Source organism: Dysgonomonas sp. Shenzhen-Wh21, assembly GCF_043392705.1.
Taxonomy (GTDB): domain Bacteria; phylum Bacteroidota; class Bacteroidia; order Bacteroidales; family Dysgonomonadaceae; genus Dysgonomonas.
The window spans coordinates 59741-79296 of the sequence record NZ_JAIXHZ010000160.1; the positions used below are offsets into that span (position 1 = coordinate 59741).

At 38.6% G+C, this 19556-nt stretch carries 15 protein-coding genes; 9 read left to right on the forward strand and 6 right to left on the reverse strand.

Annotated elements, in window-relative coordinates; genetic code table 11:
* Positions 1-25: 25 nt before the first annotated feature.
* From LDB17_RS11475 to LDB17_RS11505, 7 genes are all read left to right on the forward strand, one after another.
* Positions 26-418: a Dabb family protein gene (locus tag LDB17_RS11475; protein ID WP_252637807.1), complete on the forward strand. Its 393-nt coding sequence runs from the start codon at positions 26-28 to the stop codon at positions 416-418.
* A gap of 51 nt (positions 419-469) precedes the next feature.
* The gene (locus LDB17_RS11480; RefSeq protein ID WP_252637808.1) at positions 470-1150 is read left to right on the forward strand and encodes a porin family protein; all 681 of its coding nucleotides are present in this window, start codon (positions 470-472) and stop codon (positions 1148-1150) included.
* Positions 1151-1288: 138 nt separating this feature from the next.
* A complete protein-coding gene (locus tag LDB17_RS11485) occupies positions 1289-2107 on the forward strand; it encodes an enoyl-ACP reductase (RefSeq protein ID WP_006841656.1) in 819 nt (272 codons plus the stop codon).
* Positions 2108-2215: 108 nt separating this feature from the next.
* Positions 2216-2824 (forward strand): L-threonylcarbamoyladenylate synthase, encoded by a 609-nt coding sequence (locus LDB17_RS11490; protein WP_252637809.1) that lies wholly within the window; start codon positions 2216-2218, stop codon positions 2822-2824.
* Between the two features lie 80 nt (positions 2825-2904).
* On the forward strand, positions 2905-4452 hold the full coding sequence (locus LDB17_RS11495; RefSeq protein ID WP_252637810.1) for a S41 family peptidase: 1548 nt from the start codon (positions 2905-2907) through the stop codon (positions 4450-4452).
* A gap of 14 nt (positions 4453-4466) precedes the next feature.
* Complete coding sequence (gene thrA / locus LDB17_RS11500) at positions 4467-6908, forward strand: bifunctional aspartate kinase/homoserine dehydrogenase I (RefSeq protein ID WP_252637811.1); 2442 nt, start codon at positions 4467-4469, stop codon at positions 6906-6908.
* Positions 6909-6991: 83 nt separating this feature from the next.
* Entirely contained in the window at positions 6992-8203 is a 1212-nt protein-coding gene (locus LDB17_RS11505) for a cofactor-independent phosphoglycerate mutase (RefSeq protein WP_252637812.1), read from the forward strand.
* Positions 8204-8253: 50 nt separating this feature from the next.
* On the opposite strand, the gene LDB17_RS11510 is transcribed toward LDB17_RS11505, so the two are convergent.
* Both LDB17_RS11510 and LDB17_RS11515 read right to left on the reverse strand, forming a co-directional pair.
* Entirely contained in the window at positions 8254-8832 is a 579-nt protein-coding gene (locus tag LDB17_RS11510; RefSeq protein WP_252637813.1) for an FKBP-type peptidyl-prolyl cis-trans isomerase, read from the reverse strand.
* Positions 8833-8860: 28 nt separating this feature from the next.
* Positions 8861-10399 (reverse strand): glycine--tRNA ligase, encoded by a 1539-nt coding sequence (locus LDB17_RS11515; RefSeq protein ID WP_252637814.1) that lies wholly within the window; start codon positions 10397-10399, stop codon positions 8861-8863.
* A gap of 254 nt (positions 10400-10653) precedes the next feature.
* Between LDB17_RS11515 and LDB17_RS11520 the strand changes: the two genes are divergently transcribed.
* Complete coding sequence (locus LDB17_RS11520) at positions 10654-13356, forward strand: TonB-dependent receptor domain-containing protein (RefSeq protein WP_252637815.1); 2703 nt, start codon at positions 10654-10656, stop codon at positions 13354-13356.
* Here the strand turns inward: LDB17_RS11520 and tsaE are convergent.
* From tsaE to LDB17_RS11540, 4 genes are all read right to left on the reverse strand, one after another.
* Entirely contained in the window at positions 13353-13769 is a 417-nt protein-coding gene (gene tsaE, locus LDB17_RS11525; protein ID WP_135105381.1) for a tRNA (adenosine(37)-N6)-threonylcarbamoyltransferase complex ATPase subunit type 1 TsaE, read from the reverse strand. The genes LDB17_RS11520 and tsaE overlap by 4 nt on opposite strands.
* Positions 13770-13834: 65 nt before the next feature.
* On the reverse strand, positions 13835-15379 hold the full coding sequence (locus LDB17_RS11530; RefSeq protein WP_252637816.1) for a PglZ domain-containing protein: 1545 nt from the start codon (positions 15377-15379) through the stop codon (positions 13835-13837).
* A gap of 129 nt (positions 15380-15508) precedes the next feature.
* Positions 15509-16645 carry a glycoside hydrolase family 18 protein gene (locus tag LDB17_RS11535; protein ID WP_252637817.1) on the reverse strand — a complete coding sequence of 379 codons (1137 nt, stop codon included), beginning with the start codon at positions 16643-16645 and terminating at the stop codon, positions 15509-15511.
* Positions 16646-17038: 393 nt separating this feature from the next.
* The gene (locus LDB17_RS11540) at positions 17039-18499 is read right to left on the reverse strand and encodes a tryptophanase (RefSeq protein WP_252637818.1); all 1461 of its coding nucleotides are present in this window, start codon (positions 18497-18499) and stop codon (positions 17039-17041) included.
* 232 nt (positions 18500-18731) lie between these two features.
* On the opposite strand from LDB17_RS11540, the gene LDB17_RS11545 reads away from it, so the two are divergent.
* The gene (locus tag LDB17_RS11545) at positions 18732-19553 is read left to right on the forward strand and encodes an aldo/keto reductase (RefSeq protein WP_252637819.1); all 822 of its coding nucleotides are present in this window, start codon (positions 18732-18734) and stop codon (positions 19551-19553) included.
* The last annotated feature ends 3 nt before the right edge of the window (positions 19554-19556 follow it).

A 19556-nucleotide genomic window follows, 5' to 3' on the forward strand; every position in this document is an offset into this window, starting at 1 on the left:
TCTTAAATTATTAAACACTTCGCTTATGAAAAACTTGATTCTGCTCATTTTACTATTCCTTCCTCTGTATGCTTGCTCCGATAAGAGTAAACAAGAAAAGAAAGAAGCTGAAAGCACGAATACGAATATCAGACACGTAGTTGTTTTTAATCTTAAACACGAGTTAGATGATCCTAAAACAGCTAAATTTTTGGAAGAAGGCAAAGAGATATTAACAGCTATACCCGAAGTAAAAAATTTCCAGGTATTCCGTCAAGTGAGTAAAAAAACGAATTTCAACTTCTGTTTTTATATGGAATTTGCCGATTCTACAGCGTATAAAACATATAACGATAATCCTGAGCATGTAAAATTTGTAAAAGAGAGATGGGAAACAGAGGTTTCAGACTTTATGGAAATCGATCTGGAGAATTATTGAATCGAATGCAAAACATTTAAATTAAATATTTCACTTAACTAACATCAGATTATGAAAGTACATTACAGACTATTTTTCTTTACATTGGTTCTATTATCAGGTTTAAATGCCATGGCACAAACAACTCCTTTTACATTCGGAATAAAGGCCGGGGTTAATATGTCTAACGCTACTATTGATAATAAAGACGCTGATCCCAAATTAAAGATAGGATACCAAGTGGGAGCAACAGTAGATTATGCTCTTACCCAAGAGTGGTTGATCCAGTCAGGATTATCTTTCACAGCCAAAGGGTCTAAAATAGACGATTTCGATGCCGGAAGAACAATTGGAGGTGATGGTAGAGGAACAACTCATACTTTCAATGAGCTATATATACAAATGCCTTTATATGCTGCATATAAAGTAAATGTTTCCGAAAACTTTGGTGTTGTTATAGGAGCAGGACCTTATATGGCATATGGAATAGGTGGAAAAACGAAAAAGAAATTACACAAAGCTGTATTTGGTGATGGTAGTACCGAACGAGAATTTGATACCTTTGGAAATGCCAAAGACGCTATCGAGCAACTGAAAAGGTTTGATTTGGGCTTGGGGTTGAATGTAAGTGCTGAATTTGGAAAAATCGTCGTAGGTTTAGGGTATGAGCATGGATTGCTTAACGTTGCAGCCTATGATGGAATGAAGTATCGCAATCGTAATGCAACCCTTACATTAGGCTATAAATTCTGATGATACGATAAATAATCAAACAAAATAAATGAAATAGCATCTCATTATTGCACATTTTTACTATTTTTGTGCGATAAACTATTATAAGCTATCATCGTATTTTTGTAAGTAGCTAATAATCAATAAATAGATATAAACATGAGTAACAATTTATTAAAAGGCAAAAGAGGAATTGTCTTCGGCGCATTAAACGAGAAGTCTATTGCTTGGAAAGTAGCTGAGAAAGCTGTAGAACAAGGTGCAATCATAACATTGTCAAACACTCCTATAGCTGTAAGAATGGGTGAGACCAAGGCTTTGAGCGAAAAGCTGAATGCTAAGGTTATTGCTGCTGACGCAACTAGCGTAGAAGATCTTGAGCAAGTCTTTGTTCAGTCTATGGAAGCCCTTGGCGGAAAAATTGATTTTGTACTTCACTCAATTGGTATGTCGCTCAACCTCCGTAAAGGAAGACAGTACGATGACCTTGATTATGGATTTTTAGATAAAACATTGGATATTTCAGCTATCTCTTTCCACAAAATGATGCAGGTAGCAAAAAAACTGGATGCAATTGCAGAAGGTGGCTCCGTTGTAGCTCTTACTCACATTGCTGCGCAGCGTACATTTACCGGATACAACGATATGGCAGATGCAAAAGCATTGCTTGAGTCATTCGGTCGCAGCTTTGGTTATATATACGGTCGTGATAAGAAGGTACGTGTGAATACAATTTCACAGTCGCCTACTTTAACTACTGCCGGACAAGGTATTGGCGGAATGGATGCATTTTTCGACTTTGCAGAAAAAATGTCTCCTCTAGGAAATGCAAGTGCAGAATCTTGTGCCGACTACTGTATTGTCATGTTCTCTGATTTGACGCGTATGGTAACGATGCAAAACTTGTTCCACGACGGAGGGTTTTCTAATATGGGTCTAACTCAGGCAATTGTTGAAGATTATATCGAGAAGAAATAAGCAGATAAAACAATAAAATAGACGAGCGGCCCATAAATAATTATTTATGGGCCGTTTTTTCATATTAATCATTACTTTTGATTTTAATAAAAAAATATAAAGGATGACATGCTTATAAAATTATACGAACAAAACCCCAATCAGAAAGAAATTGACAGGGTTGTATCTGTTTTGCAAGATGGCGGACTAATTATATACCCAACAGACACAGTTTATGCTATCGGCTGTGACGCGCTCAATGTACGCGCGGTGGAAGAGATATGCAAGATGAAGGATATAAATCCGGCAAAGAGTAATCTTTCTATCATTTGCTATGATTTAAGCAATATCAGTGAATATGCAAAAGTAGATAATGCTATTTTTAAACTGATGAAGAAGAATTTACCGGGTCCTTTTACATTTATACTTAATACAACATCATCTCTACCGAAGATATATAAAAACAAAAAAACGGTGGGGATACGTATTCCTGATAACAACATAATAAGAGAGCTTGTCCGTAACCTAGGAAACCCAATACTTACCACTTCGGTGAAAGACGAAGATGAAGTGGTTGAATATACGACCGACCCCGAACTCATCTACGAGAAATATCAAGAGAAGATAGATATCGTTATCGATGGCGGATTTGGAGGTATAGAAGGCTCTACAGTCGTAGATTGCACAAGCGATGAGCCGGAAATAATTCGTCAGGGGAAAGGTGAATTAATTTTGTAAGAAACCATTAAATACATACATTTGTAAAATTCTGCCTTTCGAGGACAAAAATCCACCCAAGGCTAACTATTTTGTCATTTATGAAAGCAAAAAGCATATTTTTATTAGCAATAATTCTATTATCTTTCAATGCATGTAGAGATAAGGAAGAGGAAGATCCGATTACTCCTCCCAAAGAATTAACCGACAACGAACTCACAAACCAGTGGGCTTACAACAAGATGAAAAGTTTGTACCTCTGGAATACAAATTTGCCTTCATCCCCCGACTACACGCAAGATCCTGAAAAATTCTTTTATGGTATACTCTATAATTATGGAAAGGTTGACGGTGACCGTTTCTCCTGGATAGAAGAAGACACTTCTAAAAAAACAAAGGCATTATATGCTGATGCAAACCTAGGATTTGAATATATACCAATGAATTATTTTCCATATCTTAACCAAACAGGAGGTACTAATACTTCAATAGGATTCTTTATAGTGTACGTTTACGAAGAGTCCGATGCATATAAAAAAGGGCTAAGAAGAGGTCAGGTAATATACAAAGTGAATGATACAGATGTAAACTACGATAACTATTCAACTATCCTGAAAGAAAATACATCACTTTCCCTGTGGATATATAATAATAAAGGTGAAAAAGTGAAGCTGGAAACATTTCAGGCTGCAGAGTCTAAAAAATCACCAATATTCATAAGTAAAGTTATACCCGGAACTAAAATAGGATATTTGATGTATAACGGGTTTGAAAGAAGTGCTGATGAAAGTGACGAAAACAACTACGAATATGACATCGAACTAATTGAAAGCATTCGATCATTAAACAGTCAAGGAATAACAGACTTTGTGCTTGATCTTCGCTACAATCCCGGAGGATATCTTACCTCTGCTATGGATTTAGCTAGTGCTTTGGTTCCAAACAGAAAAACCAGTAATATATTTGCAAAAGAAAAATACAACACTCATTTCCAAGACTCTATAGTAAAAAAATATGGTAATGATGTCCTTAATGAGTATTTTCTGGATAAAGTATATGGCACGAGTACATCAATCCCGCAACTGAGCCTTAGTCGTCTATACGTGATTGCTACTGAATATACGGCTTCAGCCAGCGAGTTGATTATACATGGCTTAAAACCTTATATGACAGTTTTCCAAATTGGAACAACAACCGTAGGGAAAGATAAAGCATCCATGACCGTCAAGTCTGATAATTCGAGAATTAAATGGCAGCTACAGCCTCTTATCTCCAGACTTACGGATGCAAATGGGAAAGGTGAATATATTAATGGTTTAACACCTGATTCTGAGGTTTCTGAATGGGAGGAAGGATATACGATGCAGTCTGCTTATTATGATGATAACAACGGAAATAGAGTTGAAACTCAGTGCCCTCTTCTATCAGATTGGATAGGTGGACTTACTGAATTAGGTGATACTTCAGAACCACTCCTTGCCGAGGCAATTGCACAAATAACAACGGGAACTTCTCGCGTGAAGAAAGCAGCAAAAACTGTGAAATCTAGTCAAGGAGCCATTAGAGTTCCTAAACTTAGTCATAATGAACATCTTCAACGAATTATAATAGACCAAGATAAGTTCTCAACTCTAAACAAAAGTAAATAAGACCATAATAGCGAATGAAAGTAATGAAGTTTGGCGGAACATCCGTAGGTTCCGCTACGAATATAGCGAATGTAAAAAAGATAATAGGGACAATAGAAGAGCCTATAGTTGTGGTTGTCTCTGCTTTTAAAGGAATCACAGATAAATTGTTGCTCATATCCAATCTGGCTGCAGCCGGTGATTATTCCTACGAACGGGAGTTTCGTGAAATTATCGAGCAGCATATTACTGTAGTCAGCAAGCTGGATATTCCGGAAGAGGCTCGCCCCTCGTTAGAGGCGGATGTGAATAAACTATTGGAAGAGTTGAGTAATATATTCAAAGGAGTATTTCTTATCAACGACCTTTCGGCAAAAACATCGGATAAGATCGTGAGCTATGGCGAACGCTTGTCGTCGCTGATAATAAGCGTTGCATTCTCCGATCTCGATTTTCTGGATGCCACACAATTAATAAAAACAGATTCTTCGTTCGGAAAACATATACCCGATATCGAACTGTCAAGCAAATTGATAAGAGATGCTTTTGACAACTCATCCAAAAGGATTCTTGTTGCAGGATACATTTCTACATGCAAAACAACAGGAGAGATCACCAATCTGGGGCGTGGCGGGTCAGATTATACTGCTGCCATATTTGCTTCAGCACTCGATGCTAATATATTAGAGATATGGTCTGATGTTGACGGCTTTATGTCTGCCGACCCGAAGGTAATCAATGGCGCTCATGTGATAGAGAACCTAACATTTACCGAAGCAACAGAACTTTGTAATTTCGGGGCAAAAATAATTTATCCGCCAACGATTTTCCCTGTCTATCACAAGAATATACCCATTCGCATAAAAAATACTTTTAAGCCCGAAGCTCCCGGAACTTATATCTCTCACGACGGGGATATAAAGAAAGGAAAGGCGATGATAAAAGGTATATCATCCATATCCGACACATGTCTGATAACAGTTCTTGGACTCGGAATGGTAGGTATTATCGGCGTAAACTACCGAATATTCAGGGCTCTGGCAAATAATGGTATCAGTGTTTTCTTAGTATCTCAGGCATCATCCGAGAATAGCACGTCTATTGGGGTACGCACTGCCGACTCCGAACTGGCAGTACATGTTCTCGAAGAAGAGTTCGCAAAAGAAATAGCATTGGGAAGTATCAACCGTGTACAACTGGAGACAGACCTTGCTACAGTAGCTATTGTTGGCGAAAATATGAAGTATACTCCGGGAATTGCCGGCCGACTATTCGAAACATTAGGTAAGAGCGGTATTAGCGTCATCGCTTGTGCCCAGGGTGCATCGGAGGTAAATATATCTTTTGTTATTAAGAATAAATATCTGAGGAAGGCTTTAAACTCTATTCACGACTCGTTTTTCTTGTCCGACTATAAGGTACTCAATCTCTTTATTGTCGGCATTGGTACAGTTGGAGGAAATTTGATTGAACAAATCAGGCAGCAACAACCGAAGCTGATAGAGCAATACAGCCTCAAGCTGAATGTGGTGGGTATTGCCCGGGGAAAGAAAGCTTTATTTTGTCGTGAAGGGATTAACCTGAATAAGTACAAAGAAGAACTGGACGAAAAAGGAATACCAAGCTCTCCAGAAATTCTGAGAGACGAGATCCTCAACATGAATATATTCAACGCAGTATTTGTAGACTGTACTGCCAGCGAAACCGTTGCCCAGATATACGGAGATCTTCTTTCGCATAGTATTTCTGTGGTTACAGCCAACAAGGTAGCTGCATCTTCGGCTTATGACAATTACATAAAACTAAAGAATACAGCTCGTGAGAGAAATATTAAATTCCTTTTCGAGACAAATGTAGGTGCAGGGCTTCCTGTAATCAATACGATGAACTCTCTTGTAAACTCAGGAGATAAAATAGTAAAAATAGAAGCTGTACTTTCGGGAACACTCAATTATATATTCAATACAATCAGCGCCGATATACCTTTCAGCAAGGCGATCTATATGGCTAAGGAGTGCGGTTTTTCCGAACCTGACCCTCGTATCGATCTCAGCGGTATGGATGTTATAAGAAAACTCGTTATCTTAACCCGAGAGGCTGGTTACCGAGTAGAACAAACAGAAGTTAAGAAGAATCTATTCATACCTCAAGAGTATTTTGACGGTACAATAGAAGAGTTTTGGGCTACGATCAGAGATCAGGATGCCGAGTTTGAAGAAAGGCGCAAAAAGTTGGAAAACGAACACAAGCATTTGCGATTTGTAGCCAAATACGAGAACGGACACTGTGAAGTCGGGCTTCAGGAAGTTGGGCAAAACCATCCATTCTACGATTTGGAAGGGAGCAACAACATTATACAAATAACGACCGAAAGATATAACGAGTATCCGATGATAATAAAAGGATATGGTGCGGGAGCAAGTGTCACGGCAGCAGGGGTATTCTCTGATATTATCAGCATTGCAAATGTGAGGTAACTTCAAATAGCAAGATTTTATTTAAACTTATAACATAACGAACTCCCCCGTCAAGACAATAGGGGAAGGAAAGGAGACCCTAAATGAAAACAATTATAATTTTAGCAGACGGTGCTGCTGATGAACCTATTGCCCAACTTGGAGGTAAGACTCCGTTACAAGCTGCAAAAAAACCATATATAGATATGTTGGCAGCTAAAGGGAAAAGTGGAGAACTAGATACAATCCCTGCGGGCTTCAAACCCGGAAGTGAGATTGCCAACCTATCGGTACTGGGATACGATGTTCCCAAAGTATTTGAAGGAAGAGGTTCACTCGAAGCAGCAAGCATGGGGGTAGATATACTGCCGGGAGAGATGGCTATGCGATGCAATCTGATCTGTGTGGAAGATGGTAAAATAAAGAATCATTCAGCGGGACATATTTCAAGTGAAGAAGCCAAAGAATTGATTCTTTTCTTAGATAAAGAACTAAACGATGGGAAAGTAAGCTTCTATCCGGGAGTTTCATACCGTCATCTTTTAAAACTAAAAGGCGGAAATAAGAATCTCGATTGTACTGCTCCCCACGATGTTACAGGAACACCATACAAGGAGGTTTTAATAAAAGCGGAAACAGCGGAAGCACAAGAAACAGCCGATTATCTGAATCAGCTCATTCTAAAATCTCAGGAACTGCTCAAAGACCATCCGGTAAACAAGAAGCGCATTGCAGAGGGTAAAGATCCTGCAAATAGTATTTGGCCATGGTCTCCGGGTTACCGCCCGCAGATGCAGACATTACAAGAACTGTTCGGAATCAAAAGTGGCTCGGTGATTTCTGCTGTAGACTTAATCATGGGCATTGGTGTATACGCAGGGCTTAAATTAATCCACGTAGAAGGAGCAACGGGGTTGTACGACACCAACTATGAAGGAAAGGCGCAAGCTGCGATAGAAGCCCTTAAAAAAGACGATTTCGTATATCTACACATAGAAGCTAGCGACGAGGCAGGGCATGAAGGAGATTATGAACTGAAAACTAAAACAATCGAATATCTTGACAATCGTGTTGTAAAAACAATATATGAAGCAACAAAAGACTGGGACGAACCTGTAACAATTGCTATTCTACCTGACCACCCTACCCCATGTGCTATAAAAACTCATACAAACAAGCCTATACCGTTTGTTATATACCGTTCGAACGGAGAAGCTGACAGTGTACAAGTTTACGATGAGTTCGAATCTCCGAAGGGAGCATACGGATTGATACGCGGGAAAGAATTTATGGAAACATTATTTAGCGATAAATGAAAAAAGGAGAAGGTTGAACCTTCTCCTTTTCAATTATTTTCTCTATAGCCTTATTTCTTCACCCATTCTTTTTTAACTTCATCATAGATATTCAGAAGCTTAATCTTGAACCAAAGTGTTGTATATCCGGGTATTATTTGGACTCCACTGCTATATGATCCTAAAGTTCCATAACCAAGTAGGTAAGGAATACAAACCTCAGCTTGTTCATCTATTTTCATATTCTGAAGCATGGTAGCAAACCCATCAATTAATCCACCATTCACTCTAGTTCTAAGCACCATACCATTTTTGTCACCTTCGGTACTATCAAATGTATATTTAGTATCGTCCAAGCGGAAAAACCAACCTTCATATCTTACAGAAACACTATCCGTAAAGATCGGAAATCGATCTATTGAAGGCTCATCTCCGGGAACGAAATCAGTTATCGATTTCCAATATACACTTCCATTACCACTTTGTGAAGGTCGGGCTGTATATCCTGAAGAAGAGGCATTTCTTACCTGCTGTTCATTATATGTTTTCCATTCTTGACTTACAGTGCTGTCATCATCATCATTCACGCATGAGCCGAAAGAGATGAGAACACCAAATAAAACAGCTAATATTAAAATTCTTCTATTCATATATTCATTATATGGGTTACAATCGGCTTTAACCAATTGTTTTCAATAAATTCTTCATACTTACTTTATCAGCAATAATATCCGATAATTTGTCTATAGCCACACGTTCCTGCTGCATTGTATCACGATAGCGGATTGTTACAGTATTATCCTGCAATGACTGGTGATCTACAGTAACACAGTAAGGAGTTCCTATCGCATCCTGACGGCGGTAACGCTTACCGATACTGTCCTTCTCATCGTATTGACATTTAAAGTCAAATTTCAGAGCATCAATAATTTCACGTGCTTTCTCCGGAAGGCCGTCTTTTTTTACCAAAGGTAATACAGCAAGCTTGATAGGAGCCAGTGCTGCCGGCAATCTTAATACTACACGAGTTTCTCCATCCTCTAGTACTTCCTCTGCATACGCAGCCGAAAGTGTAGATAAGAACATACGGTCTACACCGATAGACGTTTCAATAACGTAAGGAGTGTATGATTTATTGAGTTCAGGATCGAAATATTGTAATTTTTTACCTGAAAACTTCTCATGGCTTGCCAAGTCAAAATCGGTACGAGAGTGTATGCCTTCCACTTCTTTAAATCCGAATGGCATCTCAAATTCGATATCAGTTGCGGCATTTGCATAATGGGCAAGCTTGTCATGGTCGTGGAAACGATATTTATTATCACCGAAACCAAGCGACTTATGCCATTTCATGCGAACCTCTTTCCATTTTGCAAACCAATCGAGCTCTTCTCCCGGACGAACGAAGAACTGCATCTCCATCTGTTCGAACTCACGCATACGGAAGATAAACTGACGAGCTACAATCTCGTTACGGAATGCTTTACCAATCTGGGCAATACCGAAAGGAATCTTCATACGCCCTGTTTTTTGCACATTCAGGAAGTTTACAAAAATACCCTGTGCAGTCTCAGGACGAAGATATACTTTCATTGCACCATCGGCAGTAGATCCCATTTCTGTAGAAAACATAAGGTTGAACTGACGAACCTCAGTCCAGTTACGTGTTCCGCTGATAGGGTCAACTATTTCGCAATCGAGAATGATCTGACGTAGTTCTTCAAGGTTGCTATCATTCAATGCTTTTGCAAAACGAGCATGCACTTCATCACGCTTAGCCTGATTTTCTAATACACGAGGATTGGTTTGACGAAACATGGCTTCATCGAAACTCTCACCAAATCGTTTTGCTGCTTTCTCTACTTCTTTATTTACTTTGTCGTCTATCTTAGCCAAATAATCTTCGATCAGAACATCGGCACGATAACGCTTTTTACTGTCTTTATTGTCAATCAAAGGATCGTTGAATGCATCAACATGTCCGGATGCTTTCCAGATAGTAGGGTGCATAAAGATAGCAGAATCAATACCAACAACATTTTCATTCAAAAGTACCATACTGTCCCACCAGTACTTTTTGATGTTGTTTTTTAATTCTACACCCATTTGCCCATAATCATATACGGCACTTAGCCCATCATATATTTCACTAGACTGAAAAACAAAACCATACTCCTTGCAATGGGAAACTATCTTCTTAAAAACATCTTCTGACATATTCCTATGACTCTTTTTTACGTTATCTAATAAACAAACAGAACATATCTAATGCCTTATATTGTAAGTTATAATCATTCTGAAAGAGATTATACTTAAATAGGCAATAAACAGATCTGACCTAAAATGAATAAGTTGCACAAAGTAAGCATTTTTTTTTGATATAAAACAGAAGGGTGTTTAACGAATTCCATTGATTTTACACTCTATATAAAAAAACTTATCTTCGTTGTCACTAAAACAAATATATTCTGATGAGATATTTATATCTTTTACTATTCATCTTTACAACCCTTTCAGCTGTGGCTCAAACAGTTGAAGGCAACTCATCAGGATATGTGCAAGGCTCTGTATATGATTCAATAACAAAAGATCCCATCCCATTTGTCACCGTCAGGTTGCTCAATGAGGCAGATAGCAGCTACATAAAAGGGGTTGCAACAAACGAAAAGGGTAATTTCAAGCTATCGGTTACGACAGGAAAATACATTTTGGAAGCTTCTTTTTTAGGATATAAAAGATTTTTACAAAACTTTAATATTTCTACACAAAATCCCGGCTATTCATTTGGGAATATCTATCTCGTAGAAAATACCATTCAACTCAAAGATGCCATTGTAGAAGCGAAGGTTCCCGATATATTGGTAAAAGGCGACACCATGGAATATAATGCAACATCATATACTTCGCAGGAGAGTGATATGCTGCAAGACATAATAAAAAATATGCCCGGAGTAGAGATAGACGCACAGGGTAATATATCGGCAAATGGAAAGCCTGTAAAAAAAATACTGGTAGACGGAAAAGAATTTTTCGGAAATGATATTCCGATGGCATTGGCAAACCTCCCGGCAAACATGATAAAAAAGCTCCAACTCTATAAAGAGGAGTCTGAAACAGCAAAAGTAACCGGATTTAAAGATAAAGATCCCGATCAGGTACTCAATCTAGTTGTAAAAGAAGAACTGAAACAGAGCATCTTTGGAGAAGTAAAAGCCGGATATGGCAGTGACGACAGATACGCCAACAAAGCAATAACAAACTACATGCGCAACGACAATCAGGTGTCTTTGGTAGGAGAAATGAGTAATACCAATGACAATGGGTATCCGATGGGGGTGGACAACGGGATTGAGAAGAATAAAAATCTGGGTGCAAATATTTTTCTACAGCCTTCAGAAAAAATCAGAGTAGGCGGCAGTATCCGCTATGCAAATAACGACAACCTGATGGAAACAAAAACCAATACTCAGACTTTCTTATCTTCGGGCGATCGTTTCTCCAAACAGGATGCATCGTACCGCAGCAAAAGAGAAAATGCAAACTTAGGAATGAACCTGCAATGGAAACCCGATTCGCTCACTACGATTTTTGCACGGTCATATATCAGTCTTAACAACACAAAGAATATTCAAAGTTCGACCAATCTTTCGTACGTAGCCGAAAAGGATACTACGTCGGGATATTCGAATAGCCAATCGAAAGGTGATGGTTACAACATAAATAATTTTGTAACTATCGGCCGAAAATTAAATGATAAAGGGAGGACGGTGAGCTTTACTTTCAACAATTCGATCAGAAAAGATAACAGCAAAGGAAGCAGTTATTCCCGCACCACCTATAGCGAAGGCAAGGATGATAAAATAATAGATCAACAAAACAAGACTGATAATAACACCAGCAACTACACCTTATCCCTATCGTATGTAGAACCATTGGGGAAAGACCATAGACTACAGTTTGCATATTCGTATGGGGTAAATAATTCAGAACGGATGCGTGATGTCCGTAAAAAAGATGGTGCAGGCAATTACACAATTCTGGATACGGCTTATGCACGAAATACCGAGAATAGATATGTGAACCAAAATATAAGTTTGAACTTCCAGACTACTAAAGAAAAGTATAATTATACGATAGGGTTGAGCATTGATCCGTCATATTCGCGAAGCAAGGTAAGTGTTGCCGATTCTATCATCGAAAATTTGAAGCAGAATGTCATCAACTTTTCGCCAACTCTAAACTTTTCGTACCAGCCAAACGATCACACCAACCTAGATATCAGCTATTCGGGATCGACCAGTCAACCGGGGATCACCCAGCTATCTGCCGATACGGTTATCGTTAGTGCATTATCTAAATATTATGGAAATCCAAATCTGAAACCAAGCTATAGCAACAACTTCAATGTATATTATCGGAAATCTGACTACGCCTCAAATCGTTATATGATGCTTTCGGGAGGATTCAATTATACATTCAACAACATTGTGGACTATACTCTGATCGATGATTTGGGGAACAGTACGAATACATATAGAAATGTAAGCGGTAATATGGGCGCAAATATCAATTTTATATTCAATACCCCATTACGAAACAAGAAATTCACGATCGACAACAGCACCTATGCCAACTATTACAAAAATATTGGCTACACGAACGGTGAAGAAGCGAAAACGCATAATATAGTACTTAGCGAAAAAGTTTCAGGAAAGTTTAAGGTTGACAAACTTGAAACACGCCTCGAACTGGGTATGACATATAACATAACAAAGAATAACTTGTCGAATGTGCAGGATAGAAACACATCCAACTACAATATCCAACATTCTGTGTTATGGAAACTACCCTACGATTTTTCGATACAGAATTTCCTCAATATGACATATTATGCAGGGTATGGCGATGATTTTAAGAAGAAAGAAATACTTTGGAATGCTTCTGTCTCAAAACTATTCCTGAAAAAGAAAAGAGGTACACTGAAGGTTGAATTCTATGATATACTGAACGACAGAAATAATCTGTCACGCTATGTAAGCAGTAACTACATGTCAGACTCGCGCACGAATAGTATCAACCGATACTTCATGTTTAGCTTCTCTTATAAGTTTAATATTATCAAGAGTAAGGGGAAAAGTAATGATGGCGATATAGATGAACTAGAATACAATTAAATACTCAGACTTACCTCCCGGCTTCCATCCTCTTGTACTTTGACATAAACATTTACCGTATCTTTTGGCAGTAAAGTGTCAACTTTCTCAGGCCATTCAATAAAGCAAAGGCTGCCGCTATAAAAGTAATCTTCGTAGCCAAAATCAAAAACTTCCTCAATTTTATTGATACGATAAAAGTCGAAATGATAGATTAATTCTCCACTGTCGGAACGGTATTCGTTTACGATAGCAAACGTAGGGCTGTTGATGGTATCAGATACTCCCAGATTCTCGCAAATAGCTTTTATAAATGTCGTTTTGCCTGCTCCCATATCTCCATGAAAAGCAAATACAGTATTATCGCCCATAGCACGGATAAACTCGAGAGCCGCCTCGTCTATTTTATCTAGTGATTCTATCTTTATATTCATATTCAAAATTATTCTACAATGTAACTTCTGATTGCAAAGATATATTTTGGAAAACAAATTTTCTGTTATTTCCCGATCAAAGTAATAAAAGGAACAATCATTTCTTCGAGCGAAATACCCCCGTGCTGAAATGTATCTGTGTAATAAGACACATAGTAATTATAATTATTCGGATAAGCAAAAAAATCGTCTCCTGTAGCAAAGATATACTTAGAGCTGATATGCAATGCGGGCAAACCTATCTTTTCGGGAGAATGGATGTCGTATACTTTTTTGCGGTCATAATCCAAATTGCGTCCTACCTTATAACGAATATTCGTATTCACTGTCTTATCGCCAATGACCTTGAGCGAATTTTTTACCTGTATCGTTCCGTGATCGGTAGTCAAAATAATTTTATATCCCATTGCTTTTGCCTTCTTCAGAATATCCATTGTACTCGAATGTTTAAACCAAGACCGAGTCAAAGAGCGATAAGCTGCTTCGTCGGATGCAAGTTCCCGTATCATTCTTGATTCTGTACGGGCATGGGAAAGCATATCCACAAAGTTGATAACAACTACGTTCAGTTGCTTATTGCTTAGCCGGTCCATCCCTTGCAGCAGCTTTTCTCCCGATGAAGAGGACAGTAGCTTATTGTATGAGAAAGTATAATTTTTTCTGTATCGCTCAATCTGGGTTTGCAGTAAGGCTTCCTCATTCAGGTTTTTACTTTCCTCCTCATCTTCATCCACCCAAAGATCGGGATACAATTTGGCCATTTGAGAAGGCATCAATCCCGAAAAAATAGCGTTGCGTGCATATTGAGTCGCAGTGGGTAAGATGCTTAAGTATTCGTCTTCGGAAATTGTAAAATCATTTGCCAAAAGGCCTTTTATATCAGACCACTGATCGAGCCTAAAATTATCAATAAGGATAAAGAATAATTTTTCGCCATTATCCAGAAGTGGAAATACTCTTTGCGAAAAAAGCTGAGGGCTTATCAAAGGTCTCTTATCCGGATTTTGTACCCACGACTCATAATTCTTCTTTACAAACTTACAGTAACTATTATTAGCTTCATTTTTTTGTATCCGAAGCAAGTCCATTAAAGGGCTGTCTGATGCTGCCAGTTCAATCTCCCAATAAACAAGCTTTTTGTAAATGTCAACCCATTGCTCGTACGTATTCGAATCATTTATCTGTGCACTGATTTTATTAAATTCTTCGCGATAGCCTTCAACTGTAACCTCTGAAACAATATCGTCCTTGTGCAAGTTTTTCTTGATGGAAAGGAGGATTTGATTGGGATTGACGGGCTTGATAAGATAGTCTGCTATCTTTTTCCCAATGGCATGAGTCATAATCCCTTCATCTTCGCTTTTTGTAATCATAATAACGGGAATATTGGGGTTGATCTCTTTGATGATGCTTAATGCATCGAGCCCCGAAACACCGGGCATATTCTCGTCAAGAAAAACAATATCGAAAGATTCGCTTTTTATACTATCAATAGCATCCTGACCACTATTTACTGGAGTGACTTCATATCCCTTCTCTTCTAAAAAAAGGATATGCGATCGTAGCATATAAATCTCATCGTCAGCCCAAAGTATCCGTCTTTTCCTCATTTATAATCTATTAAATATAGCAAACCACATTATTTGAAGATAAAGTGGCTTGCTATATCATTCGTTGCACTTTATTCTCAAAAGTACAAACAGAAGTTCAATATGAAAATTTGATACTGTTAAACTTTATTATTTAAGTACCTTGTTTATTTCGTTCAACAAATATTCTTTAGGATCGGAGCTATATTCCCAAAACATGACTCCTCCCATTTTATTATCCAATACATACTTGCATTTTTCTTTTACTGACTCCTCATCGTCGTAAGTAACAAATACTCCTTTGTAGAAATTGAACAAGTACGGCGCACGTGCACTCTCATCCCAATATCGATAGTATTCGTTCTGATTTACAAGGCTATCCTTGATGTAAGTATATCCCCTACCCCTTATTTGTTCTGCAACAGGATCGCCAATACCTTTAGACGCTCCTTTCTTCAGATTAAAAGCTCGTCCGTAAAAAGCAATACCCATCACTAGCTTTTCGGCGGGAACACCGGCGGCTAAATAAGCCTTTACGGCAACATCAGCCCCTTGCTTTTGAGGATATTTGTCGGAAGGATAGAGATTAGTATGGTGTATTGCTTGTTCATTACTTTGCGAATCGTAGGTCATGATATTTACATAATCGAGATATTCTTGTGCTTTATTCATTTCGGTGCTATCTACAAACTGCTGAAAACCACCAACAGCCGTTGTTAATAGATATTGCTTATCAGTCTCTTTTTCCAACGCATCAAGTTCATCTCTGATAGCAGCAAACATCAACGTATAATTATGCTTGTCTTCGGGACGGTATACATTCCCCACATCACCCGGAAGAGCAGGATATTCCCAATCGATGTCTACCCCGTCAAGATTATTGTTTTTCATAATTTCCACCGCAGATTTAGCAAATGTTTTCTGTCCTTCAGTAGTCAGTACGGCGTCCGAAAAATTACGGCTCCAAGACCAGCCTCCGATAGATATCAGGATTTTGAGATCAGGGTTTTGCTGCCTCAATTCGTTTAGCTTCCTAAAATTGGTTGTATCGGTCGCCTCATTGGTAAGAAATGCTTTTCCATCCTTTACATCGACAAAGGCATAGTTGATATGCGTAATTTTGTTAGGCGAGATTTTGTCTACATCCACTAAACCATTATATCCTCCTACATAAGCGATGATAACCGGGCGTGAGGGTTCGCCTGATGTCTTTGACTTATTACCACACGAACAGAAACCAGAGAAAATAAGGGCACATAGAATGCCATACGTAAAGATGTTTTTCATGCTATTATTTTTTTTGATAGTTTGCTTTGAATACAAAACTAAGAAAAATAATTGTAAATTAATTAGTTAGCAAAAGAGATTTATTTCTCAATATATGACTTAATAGCCTCTGCATATTCCTAAAAAGTTTTCTCATAGAAAGCCTGTATTTCATTTTATTAAAATTATCTCATTATAAAGAGCTCTTTGATATAATCGGATATTTTAGGTAGTTACACAATAAAGAAAAGTGACAATAAAAAAACAGGGTAAAAAGTGTCACCTTTACATACGCTTCGCTCCTGTGACCGGTGGTTGTCACTTTTTAACAATTCCTCTTCTCGAAAAAGAGATAGAAAACAAAAACGGCATAAGCCATAAAGCCCATGCCGTGATAATATTATTTTGTGCTTTTTATAAGCTATCGCCAAAATCTTCTCTGAATTTCGCCATCAATCGCTGCGGCCAATCATTTATCGGTTCGAGCCCTCCCATAAAAAAGCGAAGAACAGGCGGTTCGTATACGAATTTCAGCCCTCCTATCAGGTTGCGATTTTCATATAGCCATGTCATCCGATCTTCCACATATTTGATTTGTGAAAGAGTAAACACACGACGAGGAACAGCCAAGCGAAGTAATTCCATATCTGCATAAGTCTCGTTGCCATATTCATCACGCTGGTTAGATACCGACCCTCTCTCCATACCACGTACACCCGAGATAAGGAAAAACGCAGCGGCTAAGGCACCCGCCGGATATTCTTTCTGAGGGATATGAGAACAAATTTCCATCGCATTGACGTGTGCACCTAATACACCGGGAGGTGTCACTACAGGAATGCCTTTCTTTTCGAAAGCATTAACCAAATATTCAATAAACTGCGGGCTTTGGCATATCATACCTTCATCCAATGTTTCATACAGTCCGATGGCAATAGCTTCTATTTCACGAACCGACATACCGCCATAGGTAAGAAATCCTTCGAACAGGGGAACTAGCGGTTCCAATTCCTTCATGATGGCGTAATCATTCGTACAGATACCACCCCCACGAGACGAGCTCAGCTTTCGTGCCGAGAAGTAAACCAAGTCAGCAAGATCGGTCATCGCAAGGATAATCTCAGCCATCGAGCTGTTCTTAAACTCCTCCTCACGTTGCTTGATGAGCCATGCATTTTCTCCTAGCAAACTAGCATCGAGGACAAGGCGTATTTTGTATTTATCGGCGATAGCACGCACCCCCCGAAAGTTTTCCATCGAGAAAGGCTGTCCGCCAATAAGATTGGTAGATGCTTCCATGCGGATATAAGGAATATTGGCAGCACCATGTTTGTTGATACATTTCTCCAACTTTTCAAGGTTCATATTCCCCTTAAAGGGATGCTTGCTATTTATCACATAGGCTTCATCATAGAGCAATTCTTCGATTTTACCGCCATATTGGGTAATATGTGCCATTGCTGTAGTGAAGTGATAGTTCATCGGCACAATGCTTCCCTTGCGAATATAGGCGTTGGATATGATATTCTCCGCCGCACGTCCCTGATGTACGGGAAGAAGGTGTTTTTTACCGAGTACTTCCTCCACAGCTTTCTGATAGCGGACAAAACTTTGCGATCCGGCGTAAGCATCATCGGCTATCATCATAGCACCCATCTGGCGATCACTCAATGCATTGGTACCGCTGTCGGTAAGCATATCCAGGAAAACATCTTTTGTGTCGAGCCTGAATGTATTGAATCCGGCTTCGTAAAGGGCTTCCAAACGACGTTCAATTGGGACTAAATGTAATTTTTGTACAACACGCACCTTGTGCAATTCCAGCGGAATACTTTCTCCACTGTAGAATTTAATCTTAGAAGAGTTTTCTGACATGATATTAGTTTATAGTAATGCTAAAAATTAGATTTCGCAATTTATAAATAAATATCTGATAAACAAATGAAAAAGATGCAAGGAAGTGGCTAATAAGCAAAATTTATTCGCTTTAATTTCTTTTTTGAAACAAATAGTCATAATTTTAAAAAGGAACAATTCCCTTGCTTTATTTGTTAAATTAGTTACTCTCCGAATAATGTATAAACATCAAATATAAATTACACAGAAAATGGAAAAAGTAAAATTGAATAATGGTATAGATATACCATGGGTTGGACTAGGCGTATTCCGCTTGGAAGACAACAAGGAAGCTGAAAAGGTGATCGGAAGCGCATTGTCAGTTGGATACAGGCATATTGACACAGCCATGTATTATCACAACGAAGAAGCTGTAGGTAAAGCAATTAAAAACTCGGGGATTCCTCGGGAAGAAATATTCGTAACCACAAAGATGTGGAACTCTGACCAGCGAAGCGGCAAGGTAAAAGAAGCCTTTGAGACCAGCTTAAGAAAGCTTGATCTCGATTACATCGATCTATATCTGGTTCACTGGCCTGTAGAAGGGAAGTTTATAGAAACATGGAAAAAGTTTGAGGAAATATATGAAACTGGTAAAGTGAAAGCAATTGGCGTCAGCAATTTCAAGCAATACCACTTGGAGGCATTGGCAAAAGAATCGACCATAACTCCTGCCGTAAATCAGATAGAATTGCACCCATATCTTGTACAAGAAAATGATTTGAGCTATTGCAAGAAAGCAGGTATCTGTGTAGAAGCATGGAGTCCTTTCGCAGCGAATCAGACGGGATTGTTCAACGAAAAGATATTGACTGATCTCGCAGACAAATACTCAAAATCTCCGGCTCAGATAATACTTCGTTGGGATTACCAACGTGGAGTAGTAACCATACCTAAATCAGCAAACGAGAAACGCATGGTCGAGAATCTGAATATATTTGACTTTAGTCTGAACGATGATGAAATCAAAAGCATAAATTCGCTAAATAAAAATTTGCGTATCGGACCAGATCCGGATCATGTAAATTTCTAAGAC